The following is a 14712-nucleotide window of genomic DNA, read 5'->3' as shown; positions in this document are numbered from 1 at the left end:
GCATTTTTATATTCATAATCTATGGAAATGGTCGACCGGCGCGGGCGGCCTCGATCCGCACCCGCGCCGGCGGCCGGCCATCGCGCTCGGTGCGCAGCCGGAACCTGCCGCGCCCGTCGACCACGGCCTCGGCCTCGGCCTCGGGAAGCAATGGAACAGTGGTTGGCGTTAAGCATTGACCGACGTCATGGACGCCGTTGACGGCGGGCGTTCCCGCCGGTTACCCATGCTTGTCCGGTTCGGCGTCGGCGAAGGCGCGGTATCCGCCGAGATCTCGGGCTGGGCGAGGACGTCGCCGCGGTGTACGACTCGGACCGGACCCGGCGCCATCATCGGATGCTGATCCGCCGGCGTAGCGAGGTCGTGTCGGACATTCAGCAAGACCGCCGTCGTCATCACCGCGAAGTCCGCCGGGCGCAAGGTCTTCGGCCTCGCCACCGCAGGCGTCCGTCTCGCTTGACCTGCTGCGCGTCAGTCCGGCAGCCAGTGCAGCTCGTGTGCCAGGGTTTTGGCGACGGCACGGATGCGGCGGTGTAGTGGTGACTGCTCGCGTGGGAGGACCAGGTGGATGGTCAAGGTGGGTGCGCCCTGCAGCGGTCGCCACGTGAGACCGGCCGTTTGTGTCGTGACCGCGGCTTCACCGGCCGGGGCGAGGGTGAGCCCGTCGCGTAGGTCACGCTGAGACATGTCGAAAGAGACTGCGGGCGTGTGGAATCGGGGGTGTGGTCGGGTGTCGCGGAACAGGGCGGACAGCTGATCGTGGATCACGGGGTTGGCCGTACGGTCGGGGAGTCGCAGCGGATACGCGGCCGCATCGGCGATCTCGATCTCCGGGTGTTCGGCCAGCGGATGATGCTGTGCCAATTGGACCCCGACGCGCACACGCCGCAGCAGGAACCGGCGCACGCCACGACCCGGCTGTTCACCGCGGGTGATCCCGGCATCGATGCGGCCGTCGGCGACCGCGGGGGAGATCTCCGGTGTCGCCATCGGGACCGCGCCGACCTCGAGTCCCGGGCTGCTGCGAATGAGCCTGTCCACCAGGGCCGGTGCCGTCTCGGCCCCCGTGCTGAGGCTGTATCCGATGCGCAGCGTGCCCAGTTCACCGGCCCCCGCATTCCGGGCGGTGTCCCATGCCCGCTCCAGCGCCGCCAGCGCGGGCGGCGCGGACTCCGCCAAAGCCGCACCGGCCGTGGTCAATACGACGCTACGCGTGTTGCGAACCAGCAGGCTCGTACCGAGTTCCGCCTCCAATCGGCGTATCCGTGCACTGAGTGCGGGCTGCGCGATACCGATCCGTGCGGCCGCGCGGGTGAAGTTCAACTCCTGCGCCAGCACCAGAAAGTACCGCAGGCTCACCGTATCCGGCGCCACATGCCCTCCCCCTCGATTGATAACGATCCGTTCTGAGTCTATCTCGTCCCGGTCTTTCCCTCGACCACACATCAAGCCCTAACCTGCGCATATGACGATTCCACTGACCGGAGTACCCGTCGCCGGGATCGATCGATCTGAGTGTCAATTCGAAGTCGGGCGTGTCCGGCCGAACACAGGAGGTTTCCATGGCTAAGGGCTACTGGGTCAGTGTCTACCCCGCCATTTCCGACCCTGAGAGGCTGACTGCCTACAACAAGCTGGCCCGTCCGGCTGTCCAGGCTGGGGGCGGGCGCGTCCTGTCCCGTGGCGGTCGAGTCGTCGCCCACGAGGCCGGAATCACGCAACGCGTCGTTCTGATCGAGTTCGACAGCTTTGAACAAGCCGTCGCGGCATACGAGAGCGAGGCATACCAGAAGGCGCTGGTGGCCCTCCCCGACGGCATCGAGCGCGACTTCCGCATCATCGAAGGCATCGACTGACCGGCGGGCCCAGCCATCGCTGAGCATCCGTCACCTGATACGCACACGGTGCTGAACGACGACTCACGAGACGAGTTCGAAGCCATGCCCCGCGTCCCAGTTCGTCGTCGACGTCCTCGACGGCCTGATCCCTGTCGGGCGGATCGAAGATGCGACGCGACGTCCGGGCCAGCTGGACTGTCTCGCTGACCTCGTCGACGAAACTCACCCTCGCCCGAAGCGAACCGCGAACCGCTTCTCACACGACAGATCGGTCCAGCGAACACAAGGCTTCGATGACCAGGGCGCATCTTGCATCCATCTGCCGTGTGCCCCGTCGGGGCTACCCGGCACGAATCCTGGACCACCGCAACTGGGTAGCACGACTATCGGCTCCCCTTCCGATCAGGCCATCAGGCTTCTCGAGGTGATCCACACCCAGTCCCTGACCTCGTCCAGACCTCCTCGGCCAGTTGACAATCCGCGAGCATCAAGCGAATGTTTGACCGTCGATTTCTAACGAGAGGTGATCCTTGATACGTACGTTACGGACCATCGGTGCGGGCTTGGCCAGCGCGGCGATCGCAGTCGCCACCCTCGGCCCGGCTGCGTCGGCCGACCAGCCGGCGGCGGACGGCCCCGGAGCACTGGTGTTCGCGGACGAGTTCGACGGTACTGTGATCGACCAGTCGAAATGGGCCATCCACTCGAACGCGGAGCCCGACCAGTGCCTCGGGAACAAAGGCAATCAGCAGCTCGAGTGGCACACCTGGGACGCGCTGTCGGTCGGCAACGGCGTACTGACGGTCACTGCGCGCAAGGACAACCCGCAACCGGGGTACGAGTGGTCGAGCGGGCTGATCACCACCGGGCAGGCGTGCGGGCACGACCCGGCCCACTCGTTCGCGGTGAAGCCTGGTGACTACGTCGAGACCCGGCTCAAGCTCCCGGCGGCGAAGGGGTTCTGGCCGTCGACCTGGACGTGGAACGGGAACGGTTCGAACGAACAGGACACCTACGAGTTCTACAGCGACAACCACCGCAAGCTGTACCTGACCAATCACCAGTCGGGCGGTGGCAGTTGCCCGTACGAATCCCCGACCGACCTCACCACCGACTGGCACACGATCGCCGAACGCCTAGGCCCGAACAAAACCACCTGGTACCTCGACGGCCGCCAGATCTGCGAACAAGGCCCGTACTCCGGCACGGGTGACGCCCTGATTTTCGACCTCTTCGTCTACGCTGGCATCCCACCCACAGTCACCCAGGAGTCGACGCAGGTCGACTACATCCACGTCTACCGCCCCTGACCCACCACCCGCGTTCAACGACTTGATCATCACACCCTCGTGACCGGAAGCGAGCGCGCCGTCGAAGTACCGGGCAAGGCCACGATCTTCGTCTTGCCGGACCGCGTCTCGCGGACGGTCTCCGAGGCCTGCGCGACATCCGAGAACAGGCGGTAACCCCGGGGTGTGACATATCGCTCAGGACTGCTGTTAATTCACCGTTGGCAGAGCTGCGAAAGCGTCAATAAACTGGACATTTTTGGACGGGCCGGACGGTGAGACCCATGGCCTCATGGCGCGGGTGCACGCACCTGTTCTGGCAGGACGTCCGATCGAATGCCTTCCAAGCAGGGTGCCGCAAAGAACCAGACGTGGCCTCCCTGAACTCGATCTGACCAACCAACAACGGTTCCACCCAATGGGCATGGCTCGCGATCTCCGGATGCCGACCTAGCGGGTTCCGCCACAGGTGTCGGCCTCGTCGGTCCACGGTTCGAACTCTTGGGCGACCGGCCCAAGTTCGTCGGCGGTCATACACTTTGACACGAGCGCTTGGCAGTCTCCACATCGCTCGCTTGACGAGTTTGTCGTTGTAGTCGACGTCGTGGCCGACAAACCAGATCGTGTCGGCTCCCTTCGCGGTTCGGCTGGCTGTACGACGTTCGAACTGCGTCGGCCGCAGTTGCACCTCCAGCGCGTACGGCGGTTGCGGCACGAAGATGTCGGCACGGGTGTTCGGGTCTTCGGGGATCGCGGCGTATCCGAGTTCACGGCAGTGCTCGAGCAGTCTGGTTTGAATCCACAGGTGCCGGGCGCTCATCGGCCCACCGCCGTCGTCGCTTCCATGTGCCCAGTGGCCGCAGCTGCCGCCCTGCTGGGTGCCGAGCCATAGGTGGCCCCCTCTTGCTGGGGTTCCGGTAGTAATCGCCGAAAAACAACGGATATGGCATAGCCCTGGTCAGGGGTGGTCCGTCGTTTTGGGCTATGGGGCAGTGTGTTTGGTGCTTGGCTTGGCTGCCGATGATGATGGTCGGCGCGGTGGAGGTTGTGGTTCGTGGCGCCGGGGTGTATGCAGCACCAACACGAAAACCGGCTTGTACCAGCGCGCTACGCCATATCCGCCCAAAATTCGGCCGATACTACGGCGACCCCAAGCTGTCTGGATCTGATCGCCGAACATTACGACGACCTGCTCCGGCTTGCCGGATCGCTGAAGTTCGGGCACGTCACCGCGTCACTACTGGTCGGCAAACTGTCGGTCTCCGGGCGGCAGAACGCCCTGACATCTGGAATCCCAAACCGAACAGGCGTGGCGATCTTGTCGCTGATGCCAGCGTTGACGTCTTCGCTGGTGATGCCGACGACGGTGGTGTGCATGATCTGCACGATGTCATCAACCTGGTCGGTGAAGGTGTTGGTGATGGTGAGCCGGCGATACGGCGCACCGAGACACCGGGAAAAGCAATACCGATCGGGCGGCTGGTCGCTACATCCCATACGCGCACGGTTTGTTCCGTGAAGGGTATCGGGCCTTTGATCCCACCCGAGGTTGGTTCGCCAGCGTCCACTATCGCGTTCGCCTACCGACGGGGTGAGCCCTGAGGCCGTTTGCTCCTGGCGAGTGGATGCGGTTCGCCGGTGATCGTCATAAGTGCTTCGATGACATCGCCACGGAGGTGGGTCAGTACAGCTGTGCCTTCGTGGTGCTGCCCGACGTAGACCCGCTCGACCGTCTCGCCGAACAGCTGCCGGACGTAAGCACGCACGGTCTCGGTGATCGAGTAGGTGGTGACCTCCAATTCCCTTGCCCAAGGCAGGTTCTCGCGGACACGGTCCCACAGCCCGTCGTAGCGCCTGCGGGTGATCGGCCGCCCGTTGCGCTTGCGCAGTACGCGATATGTGATGTGCTCACCCGTTACCTTTCTCGTGGCCCTGACACGGGGCCACGGTCGCCAGGCCCGGTATGACTTCTTCCCCCTGTCGCATTCATGATCCGGGGGGTGGTGTCACCGGGTTCCTGGTGGCGTCGACGGACCGCTGATAGGGACAGGGCCGATCGTAGGTCTCTTCGTAACGTGGGTGCCGGGCGTTGACGCTTGATCGGGCGACCGTTTCGGTTTCGACGCGATGAGGAACTGCGAAGTGACACAGGCGTATGCCGTGTTCTGCGGCATTGACGTGGGAAAGGGCGAACACCATGCGGTCGGTCTCGACACGACCGGCAAGCGGTTGTTCGACAAGCCACTACCCAACGACGAATCCCGGCTACGTGCTGTGTTCGACCAGCTCGCCACCCGCGGACCGCTGTTGATCGTGGTCGATCAGCCCAACACCATCGGCGCCCTACCAGTCACCGTCGCTCGCGCCTGCGGCCACGACGTCGCCTATCTGCCCGGCCTGTCGATGCGCCGCATCGCCGATCTCTATCCAGGACAAGCGAAGACCGACGCCCGCGACGCCCACATCATCGCCGACGCGGCCCGCACCATGCCACACACGCTGCGCCGAGTCGACACCGGCGACGAAACTCTCACCGAACTCGGTGTTCTCGTCGGTTTCGACGACGACCTGGCGGGCCAAGCCACTCGCACCAGCAACCGCATCCGCGGGCTGCTCACCAGCATCCACCCAGCGCTCGAACGTGTTCTGGGGCCACGGGTCGCGCATCCGGCGGTGCTGGAGATCCTGTCGCGTTGCGGCGGGCCTCAAGGAATCAGAGCGGCGGGCAGACGCAAGCTCACCACGATCGCGACCAAACACGCCCCGCGCATGGGCGCACGGCTGGTCAAGGAAATCCTGGCCGCGCTGCCCGCGCAAACGGTCACAGTCCCCGGCGCGAACGCCGCCGAGATCGTCCTGCCGAAACTCGCCGACTCCCTGAAAACTGTTCTGCTGCAACGACAACAAGTTGCCGCCGACATCGAGGAGATGCTCGACGATCACCCTCTTGCCAAGGTCCTGACCTCGATGCCCGGCGTCGGAGTCAGGACCGGCGCTCGCATCCTGCTCGAGGTCGGTGACGGCTCGGCGTTCGCGTCGGCCGGCCATCTCGCCTCCTACGCCGGAATCGCCCCGGTCACCCACCGCTCCGGCAGCTCCATCCGCGGCGAGCATCCCGCTCGATCGGGCAACCACAAACTCAAACGGGCCTTGTTCCTGTCCGCGTTCGCCGCGCTAAACGACCCGGCCAGCCGCACCTACTACGACCGTAAAAGAGCCGAGGGCAAGAAACACAACGCCGCCCTCATCTGCCTGGCCCGGCGCCGCTGTGACGTCCTCTACGCCATGCTCAAAAGCAAAGAGCCCTACCGAAATACGCTGGCGCCAGCGACGACGTGATGCCACCATGGCGCGATCGGATTTCATCCGGGCAGCAGCACAGGAGTTGGTCGATGACAGAGCCCTTACAACTGGCCGGGATATCTCTGGACTGCGATAACCCCGAGGCCCTGGCACGTTTCTATATCGAATTGCTCGGCGGGCGCCTGCTATGGAACAACGACGGCAGCGCCGGGATCCGCATCCCTTCCGGGCTCACCATGATCGCCCAGAAAGTCGCCGACTACACGGCACCGTCCTGGCCCGGAACCTCGATCGTCCACCTCGACCTAGCCGCGGACACCGACCTGGACCAATGCCAGCTGCGCGCGCTCCGGATCGGAGCGAAACCAGCACCCACGCAACCCGACCCTCGCTGGCGAGTGCTACTCGATCCAGCAGGCCACCCGTTCTGCATCACGACCTGCACCCCGCCGCCATAGGCACCGGCCCGCACCCCAGCTCACCGACATCCGCAAGCGCCCCGCTCCACCTTGACGAAAACCATAGGGACACCCCCCGACGTGCGGCATGCTTTCCCAGCGCGGCCATGAGACGGGGAGAAACCGGATGCCAGTGAAACCCGCCGCCCCGCGTGCGTAGCCGCACCAGGCAGTTGTCCTGGTCGAGATCGTGGAGCGCGAGATCAATGACAGCTTGCCGGTCGCAAGCTGTTTGGATGTGCAGCATGACGATCAGTTCGTCCAACTCGGGGTCATCACCGGCGGTGGAGGCAACGCGATGAACTTCCAGCAGCTGCTCGATGGTCAGAACGTCGCCTTTGCCAGCACGCCGGGATGGAAGCTTCGCCGCCGACGCTGGATTGCTGGAGGGATCGATGAGATTGTCACGCTCGGCGTGCTTGTAGAGGCGCCGCAACGCTGACAGCAGATTCTCCGCGGCTCCATGCCCACCCCGCGAATTGGCTCGACCGCGAGAACGAACCTGATGCACATTCACCAGTTCCTCTATCTCCCTGGTGGTCGGCTCGCGCAGCTCCCGGTCACCCCATACCTCACTGATCGCACGCCATGCCGACTCATAGGTCGCCAGCGTGGTCGGCGGAACCTTCGCGCACAGCTGGTCGATGTACTCACGAAATCGAGGAGAACCAGCCGGTGAGCGGCCAAAATCGCCGGCGCAGGTGTCGAGCATCGACGGTTGCAGATGAGCCGAAGGTTGTGTCATGGGGACTTCGTCTAAACTCACAGTGCTCCTAACACGACGCGACGAACGGCGCCTGCACGACGGCACTGCTCATCGGCTCGGAGACGATCAGGAAACCGACAGCGCCAGCGCCGAACGCGCTGGACCGATTGATTGACCGCCCCGGTTCGAACCGGAAATACTTCACGGCTCGCAGCGACCATCACCACTGTCAGGTACCCATCATCCGACGCTCGCCAGTCCACGGTCAAGATCTTGAAGATACCCACCTCGATGACTCTTGCCAGGTCATCGAGTGGTACTTGGCCCGGTTCGGACACGTAGTCGCATCGAGCCGACCCAGGCCCGCGCCCGGCCGGGGTGACGGTCCCTCCGTGCTAGCCGACGTCGGCATCGGGAAGGTGTCCGGGCCTCTCAATGACACCACTGCGCGGCATTTTTGCCCCCGCTAACGTGTCCGAACCCCTGTCAAGACCAAAAAATACACGGTTCCGTGGCAGATTTGCCACGGAACCGTGTCATTGAGTGTCCGGAGGGGGACTTGAACCCCCACGCCCGTTAAAGGGCACTAGCACCTCAAGCTAGCGCGTCTGCCATTCCGCCACCCGGACCGGTGGTGCTCAGCAAGGTTATCGGATGTGAGTGCGTGGAACCAAATCGCGCGTCTACCTGGCAATTCTCGGGGATGTGGCCGGGCGGCCGGGCGTTCACGGAGGTGGTGGCGAACGCACGGCGCCGTGGTCGGGTCAGCAGAGTTCCTCGATGGTTCGCTCGAATCCCAGCGGACTGTGGCCGTCGGCGATTTGGCGGTCGATGAGGTTTTTGATGGAGGCGACGATGTCGAGGGCGACGCCAGCGTCCGAGGACCGTCACCGGAGGGTGTTGGGTTTCCACCATTGCGGGTCGTCTCCTTGGTTGGTGAATGTGGTGGTCAGCGCGCTGGAACCAAGGTTGCTCTTTGCCCGATGGACCGACAAGTACCTACTATTCGGTCGGGTACTTACCACTCGGTTTGTGAACAGGTAGCGAGGTCGGACCATGGGCGAGAAGAGATCCGGACCATACTTCTGCGGCATCGACGCGGCGATGGATGTCGTCGGCGGGAAGTGGAAGGTGCTGATCCTCTGGGAGCTGGAGAACCACGGTGTGCGCCGCTTCGGTGAAATGCGCCGCGGCCTGCCGGGGGTGTCGGAGAAGATGCTCATCCAGCAGCTGCGCGAGCTCGAGGAGGACGGCATCGTGGACCGCGAGATCTATCGCGAGGTCCCGCCACGGGTCGAATACCGCCTGACCGAGCTGGGCACGGCGCTCAACGCTGCACTCGAACCGCTCGGCGCTTGGGGCCGCGCCCGCATAGATCGCATCGGGGCGGCCAAAGTCCACTTGTCCACGTGATCGAGGTCCGCATCGTGGTGGCCGGGTCCCGCGTTTCGCCCAAGCCATGTGCCACTCGTCGGCGATCACCCGGGCGGCTTTCCGCTCAGGCTGATGTTGGCCGCGGGCGGCCGTAGGATTGCCCACCACAAGCGGTGCTGTGCGGGCGTCCTTCACCCGGCGCGGCGGGAGGCGTAGCACGGGATCCCGGCGGGTAGATGGTAGGAAAGGGTACGTGTCAGCAACTGGCGAAGGATCCGGCCCGAAAAGCAGCAGTCGTGCGGTGTCGGAGGTGGTGGAGCTGGTCAGTGCGCTGATCCGGTTCGACACCTCCAACACCGGCGATCTGGCGACCACCAAGGGTGAGCGCGAGTGTGCGCAATGGGTGGCCGATCAGTTGCATCAGGCGGGTTACACCACCGAGTATGTGGAGTCGGGTGCGCCGGGACGCGGAAATGTGTTCGCGCGGTTGAAGGGCGCCGATTCCAGCCGGGGCGCGCTGATGATGCACGGTCACCTGGATGTGGTGCCGGCCGAGGCCGCCGACTGGAGTGTGCACCCTTTCTCCGGCGCGGTTCGTGACGGTTATGTGTGGGGGCGCGGCGCGATCGATATGAAGGACATGGTCGGCATGATGCTGGCGATCGCGCGCCAGTTCAAGATCGAGGGGACGGTGCCGCCGCGCGATATCGTGTTCGCCTTCCTCGCCGATGAGGAGAACGGCGGCAAGTGGGGATCGCAATGGCTGGTGGACAACCGACCCGATCTGTTCGCCGGGATCACCGAGGCAGTGGGGGAGGTCGGCGGGTTCTCGCTGACGGTCCCGCGCCCCGACGGCACCGAACGCAGGCTCTACCTGGTGGAGACGGCGGAGAAGGGGCTGGGTTGGATGCGGTTGCGCGCCAAGGCCCGTGCGGGCCACGGCTCGTTCCTGCACGAGGACAATGCCGTCACCATCTTGGCCGACGCAGTCGCCCGACTCGGCAAACACACCTTCCCACTGGTGCTTTCGGATTCCGTCGCCGAATTCCTGGCCGCGGTATCGGAGGAGACGGGCCTGCAATTCGATCCGGCGAGCCCCGACATCGAGGGCCAACTCGCGAAACTCGGCACCATTTCCCGCATTATCGGCGCGACGCTGCGTGACACTGCGAATCCGACCATGCTGCAGGCCGGTTACAAGGCCAACGTCATCCCACAGACCGCGGAGGCGGTCGTGGACTGCCGCGTGGTGCCCGGGCGGCAGGAGGCATTCGAGCGCGAGGTGGACGAACTGATCGGCCCGGACGTCGAACGGGAGTGGATCACCAAGCTCGATTCCTACGAAACAACCTTCGACGGGCATCTCGTCGACGCTATGAACGACGCCATCCTCGCCCACGACCCACAGGGCCGCACCGTGCCATACATGCTTTCGGGCGGCACCGACGCAAAGGCGTTTGCGCGCTTGGGCATTCGCTGCTTCGGCTTCGCACCGCTGCAGCTGCCGCCGGAACTGGACTTCACCGCGCTGTTCCATGGCGTCGACGAACGCGTTCCGGTGGACGCGCTCGAGTTCGGCACCCAGGTATTGGAACATTTCTTGTTGCACAGCTGAATCAATCCGGAGAGGACCCCATGACCTACAACCCCTACGACGCGCTCCCGCAGGTCCCCACCTTCACGGTGACCTCGGAAGACATCACCCCAGGCGAGTCGCTGCGCAACGATCAGGTGAGCGAGTTCTTCGGTGTCGGCGGCAAGGACATCTCGCCGCAGTTGTCGTGGTCCGGATTCCCGGAGGAGACAAAGAGTTTCGCGGTTACGGTGTACGATCCGGACGCACCGACCGCGGCGGGCTTCTGGCACTGGGCCGTCGTGAACGTCCCGGCGACGACCACCTCGCTGCCTGCCGGCGCGGGGAGCAAGGGCGGCACGCTGCCCGAGGGTGCGATCAACCTGCGTAACGACGCGTCGTTCCCCGGCTTTGTCGGCGCTGCGCCGCCCGCGGGCCACGGACCGCATCGGTACTTCGTGGTGGTGCACGCCGTTGATGTGGAGAGCCTGGAGGTCCCCGAAGACGCGACACCGGCGTTCCTCGGATTCAACCTGTTCTTCCACACCCTCGCCCGCGCGACCGTGGTCGCCACCTATGAGGTGAAGTAGTCTCGAAAACCGTTGTGGCCCTGAGCGGGACTTGGGTTCTAGTGGTTGTTGCAACACTCCTGGTGGAGGGGAGTTGTGGACTTCGAGATTCGGGCCGACCGACAAGCCACAAGGTTTCAGACGGTTGGTCCGCGTGCGAGCTGCATACTTGCAGCTCGTGCGCGAGGGGCTGAGCAACGAGGAAGCGTGCCGGATCGTCGGGATCAACGCGAGGACCGGCAGGCGATGGGCGAACGGACGCAACGCGTGTGGCCGATTCAAGGCGGCACCACTGAGCAATGCGGTGGTGCCGCCTTCACCGTCGGAGCCAGGTCGCTACTTGTCCGAGAACGACCGTATCCATATCCGACTACGGTGGAGGCCCGAGCAGATCTGTCCACCTCCATGCCCAGGACCATCCGGTGCTCGACGCCGATGTCGCCCGGCTCTCGGCGTTCATCCGGGACCACATCGGCATCGACGGGCACTACGCCTTCCACCTGCCCGATCTGGGCGGGAATCACCGACCGCTGCGCGACCCCGACAGCGCCGATGACGACTGACTCATCGGGCCAACCGTCCGGACAGCCGCGGGATTGTCACGGCCTTGCCGCCGTCGGTCGTGCTGGTTACCGGTCGACGTCATCGACCGTGCTCCGCGTGGCCAGCTTGTCGCTCGTCGTCCGCACCTCGTCCTCGACGGACACCCGGTAGTACGCCCTACTTCGGTGCCTGGAAGCCCCCGATCTTCTGCTCGAGCAGTTCGGCCAGCCGCAGCGGGGTGCGGTCCTCGAACATCGGACCTATGAGCTGCACTCCCACCGGCAGCCCCTCGGGGGACCGGCCCGCGGGAATGGCGGTGGCAGGCAGGCCGGGCATGGTGGCCACACCGGCCCAGACGAGCTGGTCGAAGTACGGGTACTCGACGCCGTCGATGTCGATGTGCCGGTTCTCCAGACCTCCGTTGTGGTCGTGCGGGAAGGCGGGTGTGGGCGTGATGGGGCACACCACGGCATCGAACTCGGCGAAGAGCTGCCGCCAGCCGTGGCGGTGGAGTTCGCGACGGTTGTTCGCCTCGACCCAGTCGCGGTGGCTGAGCACCATGCCGCGCAGCCGCGCCGCATCGAGACTCCGATCGTCCGCGCTCAGGGTGGCGGCGTGGGTCTGCAGCTGTTCGTACACGTCGACGGGAATACCTGCGGCGGCGTTCGACAACATCAGCAGCATGTAGAGCGTCGCCGCTTCGGTCAGATCGGGCAGCAGCGGACTGCGCCGTTCGACGCGGGCGCCCGCGTCGACGAGCGCCTCGGCGACCCGGTTCACGCCCGCCCGCACCGCCGATCCGGTCGGAATGAGCGGATGGTCCTCGACGATCAGGACACGGAAGTCCGACAGCCGCTCGTGGCGCGCGGGCGGCAGTGCGACGTCGTAGGCGACGCCGTGGGTCAGCGGGTCCGGTCCGGCCATCACGTCGAGCAGCAGCGCGAGGTCGCGGGCGGTGCGCGCCATCGGACCGACGACGGCGAGGTCGAGGTCGATCGGCAGTGCCGGCGCGGGCGGCGCGACCATGCCGCGGGTCGGCGCCAGTCCGAGTGTCGGCTTGTGTGCGTAGATGCCGCAGAAATGCGCGGGGGTGCGCAGCGAACCGGCGAGGTCGGAGCCGATGGACAGCGCGCCGAATCCGGACGCCAGTGCCGCCGCCGAGCCGCCGGAGGATCCACCCGACGTGCGGCCGTGATCCCACGGATTGTTGGTGGTGCCGTAGATCTCGTTGAAGCTCTGGATATCTCGCAGCATCAACGGCACATTGGTCTTACCGAGCAGCACCGCGCCGGCCGCCTTCAACCGCGACACCTGTACCGCGTCCTCGGCCGGCACATAGTTCGCGTGCTGCGGTATGCCCCAGGTCGTGGGCAGCCCGGCCATGTTGTAGGACTCCTTGACCGTCACCGGAATACCGAGCAGCGGCCGGTCCTCGCCGCGGGCGCGCGCCTGGTCAGCACGATGTGCGGCGGCCCGCGCCCTGTCGAAATCCGGCACACAGATCGCGTTGATCACCTTGTCGTCCCGCTCGATACGAGCGATCGCCTCCTCGGTCAGTTCCACCGAGGTCACCTCACCGGCCCGCAACGCCGCCAACAGTTCTTCTGCCGACTGAAGATTCCATTCCATGAATCCGACAGTATCGGCGCGCCGCAGAAGCCATAAAATGCCGATTCACACAACGGGAAAGTCGAACAGGCCGCCGAAGTCACGCACTCGTTCTGCCTTCGTAGAAGGTCTGCCCAGGTCGCAGTGTCGACAATGGACCAACTCCACTGGCACAAGCCATGAAATGCCGCTTCGTGCAATGGGATGGATGTCTCAATACTCATCATGTTCCCCCCGGCCACAGACTATTCGCCCGACCGCTGGCGATGGCGACGCGCGGCGGGATCGGTGTCGGCCTGGAAGTTCAGGAGACCTTCCGCGGACACCTGCGCGTACTTCGCGGGGCTGTGAACCGAAGTATGCCCGGACAGCTTCATCAGCACCGGCGTGGACGCGCCCTTCTCCGCAACGTGGGTCAACCGCGAATGTTCTCGCCCGGGTTCTGTCGGTTCGACGGGGTGCCGGAACTCCTCAGCGCCGGGCGACTATCCCCGCCCCGGAACTTCAACTGCCGTCCACGCAAAACGCTCGGCTGTGAAACCACAGCCGAGCGTCTGAATAAGCTCCTCGCCGAAACCAGTGGACCAACAGCGTGTTGCAACGCCCCCAGAATCCGCCAGATGCTCAGGGCCACAACAATTTCGATAGACACTCATCGTAACCGGACGTCGGGGATCGTGACGGTTCTCACCGCGAGAGCGAATCGCCGCATGCACCAGGACACCGGCGGACACCACCACGACCCATGTGACCGCCGAAACCTCGACGACCAGCCCACATCCTCGAGCGGGATCATGTGCCCGCGACGTTCCCGCTTGGCCTCGAGATACTTGCGCGCCTTGTCGCTGCGCGGCCGCGTCCCCAAAGGCACCACCGTGACGGCGATGCCCTGATCCCGCACCGCACGCACCTTGTCCGGATTGTTGGTCAACAGCCGCACCGAGCGCAGCCCCAGTGCCGTCAGCGCCTCGGCGGCGAGTCGGTAGCACCGCATATCCGCACGTAGTCCGAGGCGCTCGTAGCTGTCGAACGTGTCGACTCCCAGACGCTCACTGGTGCGCAGGCCGCGCGCCTTGTTGACCAGACCGGCGCCGCGCCCTTCCTGCTCCAGATACACGAGCACACCGCACCCGGCGCTCTGGATGAGGTCCATCGACTTGTCCAGTTCGGGACCGCAATCGCAGTCCTCGGACTGCAGGGCGTCGCCATAGAGACAGCGGGAATGGATTCGGACCAGGCAACCGTCGGTGATCTGGCCGAAGACGAGCGCATGACCGCCGTCTTCGCCGCCGGGAATCGGCATGACCCGGACGCGGAGCTCACGCCCCTTACGAGTCAGCCGATGTCCGGTGGCGGAGAGGCCCGGTGCCGCTTTGGCCATGCTCCTCCGATGCATAGTGAAGCGGTGCACGAACTGTGAAATTGCCAGTCGCACAATGAATCCATGGTAG

Annotated in this window: 14 protein-coding genes, 1 tRNA gene and 2 pseudogenes; 11 read left to right on the top strand and 6 right to left on the bottom strand. The window is 64.9% G+C overall.

Annotated features, from left to right (window positions below):
- Positions 1-471: 471 nt before the first annotated feature.
- Positions 472-1374 (bottom strand): LysR family transcriptional regulator, encoded by a 903-nt coding sequence (locus OHA42_RS24025; protein ID WP_406230114.1) that lies wholly within the window; start codon positions 1372-1374, stop codon positions 472-474.
- A 188-nt stretch (positions 1375-1562) separates the two neighbouring features.
- On the opposite strand from OHA42_RS24025, the gene OHA42_RS24020 reads away from it, so the two are divergent.
- The 3 genes and pseudogenes from OHA42_RS24020 to OHA42_RS24010 form a co-directional block, all read left to right on the top strand.
- On the top strand, positions 1563-1856 hold the full coding sequence (locus tag OHA42_RS24020) for a DUF1330 domain-containing protein (protein WP_357962516.1): 294 nt from the start codon (positions 1563-1565) through the stop codon (positions 1854-1856).
- Between the two features lie 512 nt (positions 1857-2368).
- Positions 2369-3148 carry a family 16 glycosylhydrolase gene (locus tag OHA42_RS24015; protein ID WP_406230113.1) on the top strand — a complete coding sequence of 260 codons (780 nt, stop codon included), beginning with the start codon at positions 2369-2371 and terminating at the stop codon, positions 3146-3148.
- A 1138-nt stretch (positions 3149-4286) separates the two neighbouring features.
- A pseudogene (locus OHA42_RS24010) lies at positions 4287-4421 on the top strand (Tn3 family transposase); the annotation flags it as partial.
- A gap of 286 nt (positions 4422-4707) precedes the next feature.
- Here OHA42_RS24010 and OHA42_RS24005 read toward each other — a convergent pair.
- The gene (locus OHA42_RS24005) at positions 4708-4926 is read right to left on the bottom strand and encodes a hypothetical protein (RefSeq protein ID WP_406230112.1); all 219 of its coding nucleotides are present in this window, start codon (positions 4924-4926) and stop codon (positions 4708-4710) included.
- 328 nt (positions 4927-5254) lie between these two features.
- Here OHA42_RS24005 and OHA42_RS24000 point away from each other — a divergent pair, with 328 nt between their 5' ends.
- From OHA42_RS24000 to OHA42_RS23990, 3 genes are all read left to right on the top strand, one after another.
- A complete protein-coding gene (locus OHA42_RS24000; protein WP_406230111.1) occupies positions 5255-6466 on the top strand; it encodes an IS110 family transposase in 1212 nt (403 codons plus the stop codon).
- Between the two features lie 53 nt (positions 6467-6519).
- Positions 6520-6888 (top strand): VOC family protein, encoded by a 369-nt coding sequence (locus tag OHA42_RS23995; protein ID WP_406230110.1) that lies wholly within the window; start codon positions 6520-6522, stop codon positions 6886-6888.
- 190 nt (positions 6889-7078) lie between these two features.
- Positions 7079-7330: a hypothetical protein gene (locus OHA42_RS23990; protein WP_406230109.1), complete on the top strand. Its 252-nt coding sequence runs from the start codon at positions 7079-7081 to the stop codon at positions 7328-7330.
- 808 nt (positions 7331-8138) lie between these two features.
- Here the strand turns inward: OHA42_RS23990 and OHA42_RS23985 are convergent.
- Positions 8139-8223, bottom strand: a tRNA-Leu gene (locus OHA42_RS23985).
- A gap of 427 nt (positions 8224-8650) precedes the next feature.
- Here OHA42_RS23985 and OHA42_RS23980 point away from each other — a divergent pair.
- From OHA42_RS23980 to OHA42_RS23960, 5 genes and pseudogenes are all read left to right on the top strand, one after another.
- On the top strand, positions 8651-9007 hold the full coding sequence (locus OHA42_RS23980; protein ID WP_406230108.1) for a winged helix-turn-helix transcriptional regulator: 357 nt from the start codon (positions 8651-8653) through the stop codon (positions 9005-9007).
- 214 nt (positions 9008-9221) lie between these two features.
- Positions 9222-10583, top strand: a complete 1362-nt coding sequence (locus OHA42_RS23975) for a M20/M25/M40 family metallo-hydrolase (protein WP_406230107.1) — start codon at positions 9222-9224, stop codon at positions 10581-10583.
- Positions 10584-10603: 20 nt separating this feature from the next.
- Positions 10604-11131, top strand: coding sequence for a YbhB/YbcL family Raf kinase inhibitor-like protein (locus OHA42_RS23970; protein WP_406230106.1), 528 nt, complete (start codon positions 10604-10606; stop codon positions 11129-11131).
- Positions 11132-11264: 133 nt separating this feature from the next.
- A pseudogene (locus tag OHA42_RS23965) lies at positions 11265-11315 on the top strand (hypothetical protein); the annotation flags it as partial.
- 217 nt (positions 11316-11532) lie between these two features.
- Positions 11533-11673, top strand: a complete 141-nt coding sequence (locus OHA42_RS23960) for a hypothetical protein (protein WP_406239906.1) — start codon at positions 11533-11535, stop codon at positions 11671-11673.
- Between the two features lie 157 nt (positions 11674-11830).
- On the opposite strand, the gene OHA42_RS23955 is transcribed toward OHA42_RS23960, so the two are convergent.
- The 3 genes from OHA42_RS23955 to OHA42_RS23945 all read right to left on the bottom strand — a co-directional run bounded on the left by OHA42_RS23955 (position 11831) and on the right by OHA42_RS23945 (position 14642).
- Positions 11831-13282, bottom strand: a complete 1452-nt coding sequence (locus OHA42_RS23955; RefSeq protein ID WP_406230105.1) for an amidase — start codon at positions 13280-13282, stop codon at positions 11831-11833.
- Between the two features lie 224 nt (positions 13283-13506).
- Complete coding sequence (locus OHA42_RS23950) at positions 13507-13680, bottom strand: hypothetical protein (RefSeq protein WP_406230104.1); 174 nt, start codon at positions 13678-13680, stop codon at positions 13507-13509.
- A 233-nt stretch (positions 13681-13913) separates the two neighbouring features.
- On the bottom strand, positions 13914-14642 hold the full coding sequence (locus tag OHA42_RS23945) for a GTP cyclohydrolase II (protein WP_406230103.1): 729 nt from the start codon (positions 14640-14642) through the stop codon (positions 13914-13916).
- Between the last annotated feature and the right edge of the window lie 70 nt (positions 14643-14712).

The organism is Nocardia sp. NBC_01009 (assembly GCF_045208035.1).
Taxonomy (GTDB): domain Bacteria; phylum Actinomycetota; class Actinomycetes; order Mycobacteriales; family Mycobacteriaceae; genus Nocardia.
This window is presented reverse-complemented; position numbering and strand designations above follow the sequence as displayed.